Annotated in this window: 15 protein-coding genes; 4 read left to right on the top strand and 11 right to left on the bottom strand. The window is 67.6% G+C overall.

The window, feature by feature from the left end:
• Window positions 1-9: 9 nt before the first annotated feature.
• Both ACZK3W_RS00515 and glnA read right to left on the bottom strand, forming a co-directional pair.
• Window positions 10-348 (bottom strand): P-II family nitrogen regulator, encoded by a 339-nt coding sequence (locus ACZK3W_RS00515; protein WP_004134334.1) that lies wholly within the window; start codon window positions 346-348, stop codon window positions 10-12.
• Between the two features lie 367 nt (window positions 349-715).
• Window positions 716-2125: a type I glutamate--ammonia ligase gene (glnA, locus tag ACZK3W_RS00510; protein WP_004153533.1), complete on the bottom strand. Its 1410-nt coding sequence runs from the start codon at window positions 2123-2125 to the stop codon at window positions 716-718.
• Between the two features lie 224 nt (window positions 2126-2349).
• On the opposite strand from glnA, the gene ACZK3W_RS00505 reads away from it, so the two are divergent.
• From ACZK3W_RS00505 to ACZK3W_RS00495, 3 genes are all read left to right on the top strand, one after another.
• Entirely contained in the window at window positions 2350-3144 is a 795-nt protein-coding gene (locus ACZK3W_RS00505; RefSeq protein ID WP_012509682.1) for an undecaprenyl-diphosphate phosphatase, read from the top strand.
• Window positions 3145-3217: 73 nt separating this feature from the next.
• The gene (locus ACZK3W_RS00500; protein WP_478450296.1) at window positions 3218-4045 is read left to right on the top strand and encodes a DUF4377 domain-containing protein; all 828 of its coding nucleotides are present in this window, start codon (window positions 3218-3220) and stop codon (window positions 4043-4045) included.
• Between the two features lie 142 nt (window positions 4046-4187).
• Window positions 4188-4646 carry an META domain-containing protein gene (locus ACZK3W_RS00495; RefSeq protein WP_293799213.1) on the top strand — a complete coding sequence of 153 codons (459 nt, stop codon included), beginning with the start codon at window positions 4188-4190 and terminating at the stop codon, window positions 4644-4646.
• 90 nt (window positions 4647-4736) lie between these two features.
• Here ACZK3W_RS00495 and ACZK3W_RS00490 read toward each other — a convergent pair whose 3' ends face one another.
• The 9 genes from ACZK3W_RS00490 to ACZK3W_RS00450 form a co-directional block, all read right to left on the bottom strand.
• Window positions 4737-5348: a YbhB/YbcL family Raf kinase inhibitor-like protein gene (locus ACZK3W_RS00490; protein ID WP_125893046.1), complete on the bottom strand. Its 612-nt coding sequence runs from the start codon at window positions 5346-5348 to the stop codon at window positions 4737-4739.
• Between the two features lie 10 nt (window positions 5349-5358).
• The gene (locus tag ACZK3W_RS00485) at window positions 5359-7428 is read right to left on the bottom strand and encodes a tetratricopeptide repeat protein (protein ID WP_049398186.1); all 2070 of its coding nucleotides are present in this window, start codon (window positions 7426-7428) and stop codon (window positions 5359-5361) included.
• Window positions 7429-7484: 56 nt separating this feature from the next.
• Window positions 7485-8474: a YheT family hydrolase gene (locus ACZK3W_RS00480; protein WP_050509830.1), complete on the bottom strand. Its 990-nt coding sequence runs from the start codon at window positions 8472-8474 to the stop codon at window positions 7485-7487.
• A 52-nt stretch (window positions 8475-8526) separates the two neighbouring features.
• Window positions 8527-9318 (bottom strand): lysophospholipid acyltransferase family protein, encoded by a 792-nt coding sequence (locus ACZK3W_RS00475; RefSeq protein WP_049398187.1) that lies wholly within the window; start codon window positions 9316-9318, stop codon window positions 8527-8529.
• A gap of 120 nt (window positions 9319-9438) precedes the next feature.
• Entirely contained in the window at window positions 9439-9873 is a 435-nt protein-coding gene (locus ACZK3W_RS00470) for a hotdog fold thioesterase (RefSeq protein WP_032128719.1), read from the bottom strand.
• A gap of 10 nt (window positions 9874-9883) precedes the next feature.
• A complete protein-coding gene (locus ACZK3W_RS00465) occupies window positions 9884-11935 on the bottom strand; it encodes a phospholipase D family protein (protein ID WP_253143522.1) in 2052 nt (683 codons plus the stop codon).
• Window positions 11932-12549: a YceI family protein gene (locus tag ACZK3W_RS00460; protein WP_032128717.1), complete on the bottom strand. Its 618-nt coding sequence runs from the start codon at window positions 12547-12549 to the stop codon at window positions 11932-11934. The genes ACZK3W_RS00465 and ACZK3W_RS00460 overlap by 4 nt, the downstream gene beginning before the upstream one ends.
• A 4-nt stretch (window positions 12550-12553) precedes the next feature.
• A complete protein-coding gene (locus ACZK3W_RS00455; protein ID WP_005407539.1) occupies window positions 12554-13030 on the bottom strand; it encodes a SixA phosphatase family protein in 477 nt (158 codons plus the stop codon).
• Between the two features lie 49 nt (window positions 13031-13079).
• Window positions 13080-13709 carry a ParA family protein gene (locus ACZK3W_RS00450; RefSeq protein ID WP_010487235.1) on the bottom strand — a complete coding sequence of 210 codons (630 nt, stop codon included), beginning with the start codon at window positions 13707-13709 and terminating at the stop codon, window positions 13080-13082.
• A gap of 123 nt (window positions 13710-13832) precedes the next feature.
• On the opposite strand from ACZK3W_RS00450, the gene ACZK3W_RS00445 reads away from it, so the two are divergent.
• Window positions 13833-15317 (top strand): AAA family ATPase, encoded by a 1485-nt coding sequence (locus ACZK3W_RS00445; RefSeq protein ID WP_253143521.1) that lies wholly within the window; start codon window positions 13833-13835, stop codon window positions 15315-15317.
• Window positions 15318-15780: the final 463 nt, after the last annotated feature.

Genomic DNA, 15780 nt, shown 5'->3' with positions numbered 1-15780 from the left:
GGAAAGGGGTTACAGCGCGTCGGCACCGATTTCGCCGGTGCGGATGCGGATGACCTGTTCGACGGCGGTGACGAAGATCTTGCCGTCACCGATCTTGCCGGTGCCTGCCGACGACTGGATCGCTTCGATCACCGCGTCGGCACGCTCATCGGTGACCACGGTTTCGATCTTGATCTTGGGCAGGAAGTCGACGACGTACTCGGCGCCGCGATACAGCTCGGTGTGGCCCTTCTGGCGGCCGAAGCCTTTCACTTCGGTCACGGTGATGCCCGACACGCCTGCGTCGGAGAGGGCCTCGCGGACCTCGTCGAGCTTGAACGGCCGGATGATGGCGGAGATCAGTTTCATGCGCATGTCCCGAGGGTGGATGGGGCCAGCGCGCCAGCGCGCGTTGGCATCAGGCAACCAGCGGCCATCAGGATGATGGCCGTGGCTGTTGCACCGGACACGTACAGGGCCGGGACGGCCGTGCCTCTCTCCTTGCACGACCGACGCGGGAGGGAGGGCGGCCCTGGTCGCGTATCCGGTCTCTCTTGCCCCTGTTTCAGCGGACTAACAGTCCGCTCTACTGCAGCGGGCCAGCGGCCCGCTCTACCACGGCGGGTCGGGGTCCGCTCTACCACGGCGGACCGGGGCCCGCCCTGCGGCTCCCCAGCCGCGAAGACGGAAGCGATGGCGGCGGGTGGGAGGGGAAGCCCACCGCCATCGCCACCGGTCAGCTGGCGTAGTACAGCTGGTATTCCAGCGGGTGGGTGGCCGCGCGGAACTTGGTCACTTCCTGCATCTTCAGCGCGATGTAGCCGTCGATGAAGTCATCGCTCATCACGCCGCCGGCCTTCAGGAACTCGCGGTCCTTGTCCAGCGCTTCCAGCGCCTGGTCCAGCGAGGAGCAGACCTGCGGGATCAGCTTCTCTTCTTCCGGCGGCAGGTCGTACAGGTCCTTGTCGCTCGGTGCGCCCGGGTCGATCTGGTTCTTGATGCCGTCCAGGCCGGCCATCATCAGCGCGGTGAAGGTGAGGTAGCCGGACTGGATCGGATCCGGGAAGCGCATTTCGATACGACGCGCCTTCGGGTTGGAGACCCACGGAATGCGGCACGAGGCCGAGCGGTTGCGGGCCGAGTAGGCCAGCATCACCGGTGCTTCGTAGCCCGGCACCAGGCGCTTGTAGCTGTTGGTGCCCGAGTTGGCGAAGGCATTGATGGCCTTGGCATGCTTGAAGATGCCGCCGATGTACCACAGCGCCAGCTGGCTCAGGCCGCCGTAGCCGTCGCCGGAGAACAGGTTGGTGCCGCCCTTGGACAGCGACTGGTGCACGTGCATGCCGCTGCCGTTGTCGCCGACGATCGGCTTGGGCATGAAGGTGACGGTCTTGCCGTTGCGGTGCGCGACGTTCTTGATCACGTACTTCATGCGCAGCAGTTCGTCGGCCTTCTGCACCAGGGTGCTGAACTTGGTGCCGATCTCGCACTGGCCGGCGGTGGCCACTTCGTGGTGCTGCACTTCCACTTCGATGCCGACCTGTTCCAGGGTCTTGCACATCTCGGCACGCAGGTCGTGCAGGGTGTCGGTCGGCGGAACGGGGAAGTAGCCGCCCTTCACGCCCGGACGGTAGCCGCTGTTGGCGCCGTCGTACTTGGCGCCGCTGTTCCATGCCGCTTCTTCCGAGTCGACCTGGAAGAAGGTGTGGCCCATTTCATTGGCGAAGCGGACCGAATCGAAGATGAAGAATTCCGGCTCCGGGCCGAAGAACGCGGTTTCGGCGATGCCGGAGGACTTCAGGTAGGCCTCGGCGCGCTTGGCGATGCCGCGCGGGCAACGGCCATACGGCTGCATGGTGGCCGGGTCGAGGATGTCGCAGCTGATCACGATGGTCGGATCGGCGTAGAACGGGTCGACGTAGGCGCTGGCGGTATCCGGCAGCAGCACCATGTCCGATTCGGCGATGCCCTTCCAGCCGGCGATCGAGCTGCCATCGAACATCTTGCCTTCTTCGAACAGCGACGGCTCGACGATGCTGACCGGGAAGGTCACGTGCTGCTCGACACCACGCATGTCGACAAAGCGCAGGTCGACGAACTCGATCTGGTTGTCCTTGATCAGCTTCTCAACGTTTTCCACGGACATCGGTACGACCTCGGATGGGGATGAATGCCTGCTGAGGTACAGCAACGACCGTGCCAACTTTTCGCAGGCTGCAAGTCATTGATTTCAAAAAGGCCGCCCCGCAGCGGTGCAGAACCGTGCGCACCAAATGGGTGCAGCCGACAGCGGACGCACCCGTTTGGTGCGGCAGTGATCGTCTATCCTCTCGACCTTCTTCCTTCCTGCCGCGCGTGCCCGCACCGTCCATGTCCGACCTGCTCTCCGCCCTGTTGCTGGGCATCCTCGAAGGCTTGACCGAGTTCCTGCCGATCTCCAGCACCGGCCACCTGCTCATCGCCCAGCACTGGCTGGGTGCCCGTTCGGACTTCTTCAACATCGTCATCCAGGCCGGCGCGATCGTGGCGGTGGTACTGGTGTTCCGCCAGCGCCTGCTGCAGCTGGCCACCGGTTTCGGGCAGCGCGAGAACCGCGAGTACGTATTCAAGCTGGGCGCGGCCTTCCTGGTCACCGCCGTGGTCGGCCTGGTGGTGCGCAAAGCCGGCTGGTCGCTGCCCGAGACGGTCAGCCCGGTGGCCTGGGCACTGATCATCGGTGGCATCTGGATGCTGCTGGTGGAGGCCTACACCGCGCGCCTGCCCGACCGCGACCAGGTGACCTGGACCGTGGCGATCGGCGTCGGCCTGGCGCAGGTGGTGGCCGGCGTGTTCCCCGGCACCTCGCGTTCGGCCTCGGCGATCTTCCTGGCCATGCTGCTGGGCCTGAGCCGCCGCGCGGCGGCTGCCGAGTTCGTGTTCCTGGTCGGCATTCCCACCATGTTCGCCGCCAGCGCCTACACCTTCCTGGAAATGGCCAAGGCCGGACAGCTGGGCAGCGAGAACTGGACCGAGGTGGGCGTGGCCTTCCTTGCCGCGGCCGTCACCGGCTTCGTCGTAGTGAAGTGGCTGATGGGCTACATCAAATCGCACAAATTCACCGCGTTCGCGCTTTACCGCATCGCGCTGGGCGCCGCGCTGCTGCTGTGGTTGCCGTCCGGCAGCTGAACAGCGCCGGGGCACGGTAACCCCATTGCCGGCCCCACCCCGTTTCCCCCACGGTTCCCCAAGGAGAATCACCATGAACCGCAAGCTCACCCTGCTCCTCCCGCTGGCCCTGCTGGCCGCCTGCAGCCAGACCCCGGCCCCGGCCGGCACCGGCGGCGACGACGTGGCCCCGGCCGCGGCCAAGGCAGCAGACCAGCAGACGCTGGCGCACCTGGACGCGCAGCGCCTGCAGAGCCAGCACTGGCTGCTGCAGCAGGCCACCGCCGCCGACGGCAAGCGCATCGACACGCTGTTCGCCCGCGAAGACAAGCCGGTCACCCTGGACTTCGCGGATGGCCGCCTGTCGGTCAGCAACGCCTGCAACCACATGGGTGGCGGCTACACCTTGGCCGACGGCAAGCTGACGGTCAGTGCGATGGCCTCGACCATGATGGCCTGCACCGACAAGGCGCTGATGGCGCTGGACGAGGCCGTGTCGAGCCGCCTGCAGGGCGAGCTGAAGGCCGAGCAGGATGCCGATGGCAAGCTGACCCTGACCAACGCGAAGGGCGACGTGCTGGTGTTCAACCCGGAACCGACCGCTGAAACCCGCTACGGCGGCGCCGGCGAAACCGTATTCCTGGAAGTGGCCGCCAAGACCGAGAAGTGCTCGCACCCGCTGATCCCGGACTACCAGTGCCTGCAGGTGCGTGAAGTGAAGTTCGACGACAAGGGCCTGAAGCAGGGTGAGCCGGGCAAGTTCGAGAACTTCTACGGCAACATCGAGGGTTACACCCACGAGGACGGCGTGCGCAACGTGGTGCGCGTGAAGCGCTACGAAGTGAAGAACCCGCCGGCCGATGCGCCGTCGCAGGCGTACGTGCTGGACATGGTGGTCGAGTCGGCCATCGAGAAGAAGTAAGACGACAGAAGGGCGGCCGCGAGGTCGCCCTTCTTCGTGGTGGGTAGAGCCGGCCGCTGGCCGGCTGCCCTGCGGAGCACCGCCAGCACTCGGATGTTGCCGGCCAGCGGCCGGCACGATCCACATGCATCGGGAGATCGGCATGAAGCACGTCCCTGTCCTCATCATTGCTGCGCTGCTGGTCATGTCTGCGGATGTGGCCGCTGCCAGCACGCCCAGCACCGATCAGCTCGAGGCACACCGGTGGCAACTGGCGCGCGCCACCGACGCGCAGGGCCGACGCATCGATGCCTTGTTCGTCCGCGGTCGCCCGCCCTACACACTGCGCTTCCAGCCCGGTTACATGAGCCAGTTGAACCTGTGCAACCAGTCAAGCAGCACCTATCACCTGCAGGGCGACCGGCTGGTCCTGGAGGGCGGCATCATCACCACGGCCGCCTGCATCCGGCCCGAGGTGGCCGAACAGGAACGTGTCGCCGGCACGCTGGTGAATGCACGCGCAGAGATGACGCTTGCGCTGGATGGGCGTGGCCGCCTGCTGCTGCGCAACGCATATGGCGATGTGCTGGAGTTCGCGCCGGTAGCCGGTACGGACGAATGAAAAGGGCGGCCGCAAGGCTGCCCCTTTTCATGGTGGCTCGACTCTACGGAAGCAAAGCCGGCCAGCGGCCGGCTCTACCCATCGTGCCGCTCAGCCCAGCGCCGGGTTCAACGTGTAGGTGCCATGCAGTGCGGCTTCGGCCAGCACGTGGCCGTGCATGGCGCGATATGCGTCGGCTGCGGTGAAGCGCGCCGGAAGCTCCAGCGAGGCCACATCCAGCGCGAACACGCGGAAGAAATAGCGGTGCATGCGCTCGTCGTTGAACGGCGGATAGGGGCCGTCATAGCCCAGGTAATCGCCGGCCATGTCCGGGTTGCCCGCAAACCAGCCGGTGAAGTCGTTCAGGCCCTGGCGGCTGCCCGCCGGGCCAGCCGGTGCGGTCTTGCCCTTCACCACGAAGCCATCGCTGCAGCTGCCGGCGGCGATCTCCTGCACCGAGGCCGGAATATCGGCCATCACCCAGTGCACGAAGTCGCAGCGCGGCTGGTCGCGCGGCACGGTCATGTCGCTGCGGCCGACCGTTTCCGCAACGGTCGGCACATCCGGGTCCACGCACACCAGCAGGAACGAACGCGTGCCTTCCGGTGCGCCGTTCCAGGCCAGGTGCGGATTGCGGTCCGGCGCGAAGCCGGTGGCATCGCCGGCGGCGAACGCGCGGTCGATCGGCGCGCCGTTGGTCAGGCTGTGGCTGCTCAGTTGCATCGGCTTCTCCTTACTCTTCCGGGTAACCCAGGCGCACCGCAATCGGGGTGAGCTTGGCAAAGGCGGCGCTCATCACGTCGCGGTAGTTGCGCCAGTGGCCCGGCGGGAAGCGCGGTGCGCCCAGCTGTGCGGCCGGCGGCATCTGCCGCTCGAACAGGCGTCCCAGCAGCTCGGCCATCGCGTGCGGATCATTGCCGATCTGGTCGATGCGCAGCAGCACGTGCGGATACAGTTCTTCCTCATGCAGGGTGGCAACCTGCGCCAGCCCGCGCGCCAGCCATTCGCTGGCTTCAGCCAGCGAGGTCATCGCCAGCGGAGCGGCAGCGCCGTAGGCCACCCAGTCCAGCAGCATGTCGCGCGGGTCACGCAGCACGAGCACCAGTCGTCCCTGCGGCAGCTGCGGGCGCAGCGCCCACAGCAGGGCGTTGTCCCACCACAGCAGCCAGTCGATGACGGCATCGCCCTGCAGGCCACGCGCCGGCAGCTGCTCGCGCCAGCGCTGCACCAGCCGCTCCGGGGTCAGCACGCCGGAGGCGAGGTCCTGCAGCGTGTGGTAGTTCTGGAATGCATCATCCGGCGGATTGCTGGTGTAGCGGTCGCTGCGCAGCACCGGGCTGGCGGCCGCCAGGCCGGTCGCAACCCGCTCCACACCCGAACCCGGCGCACCCCACAGGAAGATCGGCGCGGAGCTGGCATCACTGTCGATCTCGCCCTTCTCCGGCCAGCTCGGCGGCGCCTTGGCCTGCGGTGGAAGCGGCAGGCGCTGCGGTGCCTGGTCGGCCTGCAGCGCCATCCACGTCTGCAGCGCCTGTTCCGGCTGGCCAGCGCGGTCCTGGATTTCACCCAGCCAGGTACGCAGGTCGGCGCGATGGCCGTCCGGCGCCCTGTCGATCAGCGCCTGCACGCGCGCGATCGCGGCAACCGGATCACGCTGCAGCAGGCCTTCGACCAGGCGTGTTTCGCCACTGACGCGGCCCGGTTCGAGGCTGACGATACGTTCGGCGATGGCTTCGGCCTGTTCGTGTTCGCCCACCATGTCATGCAGGCGCAGGCGTGCTTCCAGTGCCGGCAGATGACCCGGCATCGCGTCCATCCAGCGCTCCACGGTCGCCGCGGCGGTCGGGCTGCCGACTTCTTCCACGGCCAGGCGTGCCAGCCACAGGTCGTGCAGCTGCGGATGCTGTTCCAGGGCCGCGTCCAGGCGCGCGCGCGCCTCGTCTTCGCGGCCCAGGCGCTGCCAGGACATCAGCAGCAGCTGCAGCACCTGGCGGTCGTCGGGGATCGATTCCAGCAACGGCAGCAGATGGTCCAGCGCCTGCAGCGGCTGGCCGCCGCGCAGCGACAGTTCACCGGCCAGGCGACGCATCGACGGCGTATCCATGCCTTCCTGCTGAAGCGCGATCTGCATCGCTTCGGCAGCCGCCTCCAGGTTGCCCTGGCGCAGCGCCAACTGCACTACCAGGCCATGCAGCGAGCTGATGGCCGGGTTCAGCTCCAGCACGCGGCGGAACGCCTGCTCGGCGAAGGCCAGCATGTCCTTGCCCAGGTAGGCGAAGCCCAGTGCGTACAGCACGCGGGTGTCGTTGGGCTGCGCCTGGTTGGCCGCCGACAGCAGCGTCAGCGCACGATCCGGGTCGTCGCGGCGCAGCGCGATCATGCCGTCGATGGTCAGCAGTTCCGGGTGGTCCGGCTCAACGCGCGAGGCCAGCGTGGACAGGCGCTGGGCTTCATCGAAGTCGTTGCGGCCGATCGCCAGGTGCGCCTGCATCAGATAGGCGGCGAATGAGTTCGGGTCAAGCCCGGTGGTACGTGCCAGCGCTTCGTCAGCGCCCTGGTACTGACGCAGGGCGAGCAGCAGGCCAGCGTGCTGCAGGTGCAGCTGGGCATCATCGGGGGCCAGCTGCAACGCCTGCTGCAGCGCCTCCATCGCATCCTCGGCCTTGCCCTGCTGCTGCAGCGCAAGCGCCAGCCAGCGGTGGGCTTCGGCCTGGCCGGGTTCATCACGGGTCCACGCCTGGGCCAGCTGCACGGCCTGGTCGGCCTGGTTCTGGCGCAACGCTTGGATGATCTGGTCTTGCATGGCGGTCCGGTTCAAGTGCAAACCCGCATTGTAGCGGTCCACGCACCGGTGCCGGTTCAGCCCGCCAGCACCCGCTGCAGGCGCTGCGCCACCCAGCGCTCGGAGAAGCCGTCACCCCGCCAGTTTTCCAGGAAGCCGCAGTGGCCTCCCCAGCAGGCGGTTTCCAGGTGCGCCTGGCGCGGCAGCTGCCAATCGCTGAAGGTCGCGTACGGGATCACCGGGTCGTCCTGCGCCATCAGGATGTCGGCCGGCACCTGCAGGGTGGACAGGCGGTCACCGGCAATCGAATAGCCATCGAAATAGGCCTGCAGCGAGCCGAAGGTGGTGTGCCGTTCGACCAGCCAGGCAGTCAGTGCACGGATGTCCAGCTTCAGCACGCGGTCGTCGCAGTCGCTCAGCTCGGGAAACAGATCGCGCTTGCGGCGCAGCGAGCCGGCCCATTTGCGGCGGAAGTACCAGTCGTACATCGCCGGGCCGTTTTCGATGCTCTCCATCGTCAGGCCTGGGTCCAGCACCGGGCACACCGAGGCCACCCGCAGCAGCGGCACGCCGGCAGCCGGCGCGCGCAGGGCCAGGCGCAGCACGAAGTTGCCACCCAGCGAATAGCCGGCGGCCACCAGCGGCAGCTGCGGCCAGCGCTGGGCGATGTCACCCGCGGCATGCACCACTTCATCGATCAGGTTGGAGTGGAAGATGCCGGGGTTCAGATGGTGGGTGTTGCCATGGTCGCGGAAGTTCAGCCGCACAACATCGAAACCCTGTTCGATCATGCGCGCGGCAGCCATGCGCATGTAACTGGATTCGGCACTGCCCTCCCAGCCATGCAGCAGCAGGGCCATGCCCTTCGGTTCGCGGCCTTCGACATGGCTGTGCCAGCCCTGCAGGCGCACGCCATCACCGCCGTCGAGGATCAGCTCTTCGCTGACCGCACCGGTGGCGGCCAGCAGCAGCAGGCCGCGCTGCAGGCGCATGCGGCTGGAGCTGAGCATCGACTGCAGGTGCGGATTGCGCAGCCAGCGCGGCGGCTGGTAGTCAGTCGCATGCAACGTCGGTGTACCGGCGTCCAGGACGGGTGGCGGGACCAGGGCCACCGTGCCCTCAGCCGGTGCTCATGGCCGCCACGATGCGCGCGCGCGAGGTTTCCGCGATGCGTCGACGGCCTTCCAGGTCCTGGGTACCGATCGGCTCCAGGAAATGCACTTCGGTATGCCGCGCCGGCTCACCCAGCAGGCGCAGGAAATTGGCGGCGAAACTCTCGCCCGGGCCGAATGCCACGATGGTCTGTGCGTCACCCTTGAACCCATAGACCAGCGCCACAGGCTGCACCGGAACACCGGTTTCGACCGCGGCCTGGAAGATGCGGGCATGGAACGGCCCCACTTCATGGCCACCGCGGGTGCGCCCTTCCGGGAACACGCCTACTGCCTTGCCGGCACGCAGGCGATCGGCCATCACCTGCATCACGCCACCGAGCGATTCGGTATTGCCGCGCTGGTGGAAGATGGTCTGCCCGCGCGCGGCGAGCCAACCGACCAGCGGCCAGCTGGCGATTTCGCGCTTGGCGACGAAGCCCATCATGCGCTGGCTGTGCAGGATGCTGATGTCCACCCAGCTGACGTGGTTGGCGACGAACAGCACGGCACCGGGCAAGGGCTGGCCCACCCGTGACAGGCGGAAGCCGAAGATCCACATCAGGCCCCCCTGCCACCAGTTCACCACCTTCGCCCCGAAGGTATCCTCGCCCACGCGCAGCTCGCCCCACGGCGGAAGCATGCCGATCAGGATCAGCGGCAGGAACACGATGATGTGGACCAACAGCAGCGGTACGCGGTACAGGTAACGGCACACACGCGCCACGCCGCCACGGGGGGCCGGAGTGGGGGAAGTCATCCGCGCACGATACCGGAGCGCCGCAGCAGCTGCCAGCCGATTTAGGCCATAACCGCCATTGACCGGGGCAATCGGCGGGGAACGCTGGGTTCTGCCGCCGTCAACACGCCCGCCGGGGGCTCAACCGTGGCCGGCGGCCACCACCGCCAGGGTCAGCCGAGAGATGCACACCAGCCGGCCCTGCTCGTCTTCGATGCGGATCTCCCACAGCTGGGTGCTGCGGCCGACGTGCAGCGCGCGGGCGGTGCCGGTGACCGTGCCCGAGCGCACGGCGCGCACGTGGTTGGCGTTGATTTCCAGGCCCACGCAGATCTGCTTGCCGGTATCCACGCACAGGTTGCCGGCGCTGCTGCCCAGGGTCTCGGCCAGCACCACCGAGGCACCGCCGTGCAGGATGCCGTACGGCTGCCGGGTGCGCTCGTCCACCGGCATGGTGGCCTGCAGCCAGTCTTCGCCCGCAGCGCTGAAGACGATGCCGAGGGATTCGATCGCCGTGTTGCGGCTGAGCGCGTTGAGCTGCTCGATGGAAACGGCTTCGCGGAATACCTGGGTCATGCGGGCACCTTCAGAGGATGGGAACGAGGCCGGCGCCGAATGCAGTCAGCATGCGCACCAGCAGCCACTTCGGGCCGACGTTGACTTCGGGGAAGTCGCCGACGGCGACGTAGCAGTTGTGGAACGCCGGGTCCTGCCGTGGCAGCGGCTGTGGGCAGTCCGGACCGGGCTTGAACTCGTAGTCGGTGGCGTAGCGCCACGGCCAGAAGTCGAGGATCGGCAGCGCTTCGGAGGCTTTGCCGACGCTGTAGTTCAGGCCCGACAGCACTGGCGGCTTGGCCCGCGGCGCCACTGTCCACGAGTTCTGCGGATGGGTATCGCGCAGGATGCTCTCGGCCAGCTGCTCGGCAAACACCGGATCGTCGATGATCACCGCGCCTTCGGTGTTGTAGTTCTCGCTGCGCGGATCGAAGTTGTGGGTGCCGACCACGCCGATGCGGCGATCGACCACCAGCGACTTGGCGTGCAGGCCCATGCGGGCGCCCTTGCGGGTGACCGGCAACGGCTTGTTGACCGCCTTGCTGCCCAGGAACGACGGACGCGTCTCGGTGCGCAGCAGGCGCGTTTCCACCTCGCTGCCGGCGGCGCGGCGACGTTCGCGCGCGTTCTGGTAGGCACTGCCGGTACGCGGATGATGCACCGCCACCTGCTTGCGGGGCGCGGCCAGATCCCCTTCGCTGCCACCACCGGCATTGCTGCCAGCGGCGCTGCCGCCGATCAGCGGATTGCGCCCGCCGTCGTCGTCGCCTCCGGGCGCGGCGATCGGGTCGGGCAGCAGATTGCGGTAGTCGACCGGTGCATCCAGCGGGAACGGCTTGTACTCGAAGATGTTGAAGCCCAGTTCGCGCATGTTGCGTCGCTTGTACTTGTACGACAGCGCATACACGATCGGGTTGTCGGTGGCCGCCAGGCTGTTGCTGGACACCACCACGCGCGGCGGCTGCGGGCGCTTGCGCAGCTCGCGGAACAGCTTCTGCGCCGGCTTGGACAGCACCAGGTACGGCGTCTGCAGGATCACTTCCTTCTGCGCACCGGCAATGAGTGCGTCCAGCTGCGGCTCGGTCACATGCTGGCCGGCCAGCGGGGCGTCGGCCTTCTCGCGGCGGTGCTTGCGCGGCAGGTCGGCGACGTAGCGCACCGAGGCCACCGGCAGCGCGGTATCCACGAAGGAACGGGTGACGAAGTCCATGTCATTGGCTTCAGCGCTGACCCGCTGCACCCGCTCCGGGCGGCGGAACGTGGCGGGCGGCAGCACCGGCACGCCTTCGCGCAGCAGGGTGCGGCCCACGTCATTCAGGCGCTCGGCCGGCACGCTGCGCTTGGCGCGCCAGAACGCATCGAAGTTGGCCGCCATCGCCCGCGCTTCCGGGCCGGCGATCATGACGTCGCGATCGCGGAAGTTGTACTCGCGATCCCAGTCGTAATAGTCGTCCTGGTAGTTGCGGCCGCCGACCACGCCGATCGCATCGTCGATCACCAGCAGCTTGTTGTGCATGCGCTGGTTGAAGCGACGGAAGCAGCACAGCACGCTGCCGGCGTAATCGAAGTAGTTCAGCCGGGCCTTGCCGAAGGTCGGGTTGTAGACCCGCAGCTGGAAGTTCTGGTGGGCGCCGGACAATGCGCCGAGGATCTGCAGGTCGGAGATCGCCGAGAGCTGGTCGATCAGCACCCGCACCTTCACCCCGCGCCGCGACGCGGCCAGCAGTTCGTCGATGACCAGCCGCGCGCTGTCGTCCTTGTCGAAGATGTAGGTCTGCAGGTCGATGCTGCGGGTGGCACTGCGCAGCAGGTTCAGGCGCGCCACCAGGGCGCCCTCCCCCTCGTCCAGCAGGGTGGCGTAGTGGCGCGGCTGCTCCGGGGTGGATTCGGTGAACGCCCGGCCGGCCAGCGCCCGCAGCGGCGAATCCTGTGCGCAGCGGTCGGCGCGCTGACAGTCGACCTGGATCGAGCGCGCCTGCACGGCGATCGCTTCGGCGCGGTCGCGCTCGGCATTGGACAGCGATGCACAACCGCTGCCCAGCAACACGGTTGCCAGCGCCAGTACACGCAGCAGGAGGTTCACGGTTTCGGCGCCTCGCTCAGGCGCGCTCGCAATACGAAGGTCACTCGGTCACTCAAGGCAAGCTGCCAGCTGTCCATTCCATACCGGCCTCGCTGCACGGTACCGCGGCTGACGACGTCGCAATCATAGCCGGGTCGGGCGCAATCCGCCTTCTCGACCTTCAGTGTCTCGGGGTGGCTGATCCCGCGCAGGGTCAGCCGCCCGTTGATGTCGCCCCCGTCTTCCACGGTCTCCGGCCAGTACGGCAGCGAGTCGAACTCGACCACCGGGTGGCGGCCTGCGTCGAAGAACTCCTCGCCGCGCATCCAGCCGGTGTAGCGCGCCTTGCCGGGGATCTCGACCGAGCGCGTGAACATCTTCAGGTGCACCTGGTGGCGGCCGTCGGAGAGGATCTCGATGCGACCCTCGAAGTGCGGGAACAGGCCTTCGATGCGTTGCCCGAAGCGGGTCCGCACCTCGAAACCGATCTGCGAGCGCTGGGTATCCAGGTGCAGGACCCGGTGCGCTTCAGCGACCACCGGCGGCAAGGGCGTTGGCGGTGGCGCGGCAGCCCAGGCCGCGCCGGAAGCCAGCAGCACGGGCAGCAGAAAGCGGCTGCGCCGCGCCAGGCTCATTGGATCACGGCCACCAGAACGCGTTCAGGCTGGCCACGCCCGGCTCGATCGAGGCCTCGCGCGGGAAGCCGAGCACGGCAATGCCGGCCGGCGGCATGCCGCGATAGTCGCTGCTGGTGCCTTCCGTCATCAACGCCACCAGGCGCTCCAGGCCGGGGTTGTGGCCGACGATCAGCACCCGGTCGAGGTCACGGCGGTCGTCCACCAGCGCCGCCAGGGTGCCGGGGGTAGCCTCGTAGATGCGGTCTTCCAGGCGCTTCTCGACATAGCCGATGGTGCCGAGCACGGCTTCCAGGGTCTCCCGGGTGCGCCGCGCCGGTGAGCACAGCACACAGTCCGGCAGCAGGTTGTTCTCCTTCAGCCACTTGCCGGCGGCTTCGGCTTCGGCGAGCCCCACCGGCGACAACGGCCGGTCGAGGTCGGCCTGGCCGGGGGTAGCCGGTTCGGCATGGGCATGGCGCAGCAGGATCAGTTCACGCATCGCGGGTTTCCATGAAGAAGAGGATGCAGCAGAAAGAGTGACGCAGGCATCAAAGCTTCAGCCAGGACAGCAGCGGCTCCCAGTCGGCCTGGTGCTCGCGCACCTGGGCCGAGCGGTAGTCGAACAGGCTGCGGCCCAGGCCGGTCATGACCACATAGCTCTGGCTGTCGCGCAGCTGCGCGACCACCGGGTACGGCCATTCACCCAGCATCTGCAGCGCCTGCTGCGAGGTCTGGGTCCATGGTTTGGTACGGTTGAGCACCAGCCCCACCGGCAGCTTGCGGCTGTGCACGCGCGGGTTCTGGGCCAGGCTGTTGAGGAAGCCGACGATCGCTTCGATGTCCAGCGCCGAGGGCAGCACCGGTACCACCACCGCGTCGGCAGCGTCGAGGAAATGGGGAATATCGTCAGCCAGGGCACCGGCCGGCGCATCGATGATGACGGTGTCGGTGCCGTCGGGCAGCTTCTGCGCCCACTGCTTCTTCCGATACACGTCGATGGGGAGCACCGCGCTTTCCAGCCCGGCACGGCGTTGTGCCCAGCGGGTGCTGGAACCCTGCGGGTCGGCATCGGCAATCACCGTGGCCTTGCCCTGCAATGCCGCGTACGCGGCCAGGTGGGTGGCGACGGTGGTCTTGCCCACCCCGCCCTTGGAACCGGCCACCAGGATCGTCTTCATGCCAGCCTCGCTTCCGGGTACGTGCCCCGAGCGTACACCGGTGATGGTGACGGGAGGTAGCGTCGTGCTGAACCAGCGGCCATCGCCTTTGCTATCGTGGCGCCCCCGAAGGATCGAACCGGCATGAGCGAACTGCAGGATCTGAGCGCGTTGATCCGCGCCAATACCCCACTGATCGTCATCGAGACCCAGGACGAGGGTCGCATCGTCGAGCTGTTCCGGCAGACGCTGATGCACGTCTGGCGGGCCCTGCACCGCTGGTCGATCACCGAGGGCCTGCGCCGGATCGACCTGGACAGCGAAGACCCGCCGGTCGGGCCGCCCGATGCCAGCGCGGCCCTGCAGATGATCCGCCAGGCCCACCAGCGCGGCGTCTACCTGCTGCTCGATTTCCATCCCTACCTGGGCTATGCCAGCCACCAGCGCGCCCTTCGCGACCTGATCCAGCGCCGCCACAGCGAGCCGCATGTGCTGGTGCTGATCGGTGCCAAAGTGGAGCTGCCGGCCGAGCTGGAAGCGCTGGCGGTGCGCTTCAACCCGCGCCTGCCCGATGCCAATGCCCTGCTGAAGATGCTGCGCGAGGAGGCCGACGCCTATGCGCGCGAGCATGGCGGCCGCCGGGTTGAAGTCGACAGCGAGGCGGTGAAGAAAATCCTGAAGAACCTGCAGGGCCTGAGCCTGGTCGATGCCCGGCGCATCGCGCGCCAGCTGATCTACGCCGATGGCGCACTGCGCGACGACGACCTGCCACAGCTGGCGCGGCTGAAGTTCGAGCTGCTCAACCGCAGCGGCCACCTGTTCTTCGAACATGACAGCGCGCGCTTCGGCGATGTGGCCGGTGCCAACCGGCTCAAGCGCTGGATCAACCAACGCCGGGTGGCGTTCATTGCCGGCTCCGCCCCGGCCGGGCTGGACCCGCCGCGCGGCATGCTGCTGCTGGGCGTACAGGGCTGTGGCAAGTCGATGCTGGCCAAGGCCACCGCCGCCGGCTTCGGCGTGCCCCTGCTGCGCCTGGACGTGGGCGCGCTGTACAACAAGTACCACGGCGAGACCGAAGCCAACCTGCGCCAGGCACTGGCCTCGGCCGAACAACTCGCGCCCTGCGTGCTGTGGATGGACGAGATCGAGAAGGGCCTGGCCAGCGGAGGCGAGGACGGCGGCGTGTCACGCCGCGTGCTCGGTTACCTGCTGACCTGGATGGCCGAACGCAAAGCGCCGGTGTTCATCGTCGCCACCGCCAACCAGGTGCACGAGCTGCCCGCCGAGCTGCTGCGCAAGGGCCGCTTCGACGAGATCTTCTTCGTCGATCTGCCCTCGCCCGACGTGCGCGTGGAACTGCTGCGGCTGCACCTGGGCCGGCGCCAGCTCAACGCCGACGACTTCGCACTGCCCGCGCTGGCGGCGGCCGCCAATGGTTTTTCCGGCGCCGAGATCGAGCAGGCGATCGTGGCTGGCCTGTATGCGGCGCATGCCGAGGGCCGGCCGCTGGACACCGAGCTGCTGATGACCGAGATCCGCGCCACCCGACCGCTGTCGGTGCTGATGGCAGAGCAGGTAGAAGCACTGCGTGCGTGGGCGTCGGGGCGGACGGTTTCCGCGGACGACTGAGGGGTTTCCAGCGAACGGCGCAGCCCCTCGTGGCGGCTGGTTGACTGTGAACATCAAAAGCCGCGCTTGGCCGGGCGGGATGGATTCGCGGGGGACGCCGTCAACCCGTCCATGGGGGCTTGGCCGCGGCATCCATGCCGCGGACACCCCCGCGAACCCACCCCGCCCGGCCTCTGACAATTTCCGAGTGCGTCCGCCACGGAAAAGAAAAAAGAAGAGCAGAAGCAAAAGCCGGTTGGCTGGCCGCTTCCTGTAGAGCCGAGCCCACACTCGGCTGCATTTCGATCAGATATCGAATAGTCGATTCCGTTACAGATTCATCCACGCATGGCGTGGATCTACCGTGTCGACCAAGGTCGACACCTACCAACAGCTGCCGGAATCTGTCGAAGGCGGGGCACTGTGGGTTTGCGGGGTGTGAGCCGCATGGATGCGGCGACCAAGCCCCCAGGACGGGTTTACG

The sequence above is a fragment of the Stenotrophomonas sp. 80084_Sma genome (assembly GCF_056481995.1).
This window is presented reverse-complemented; position numbering and strand designations above follow the sequence as displayed.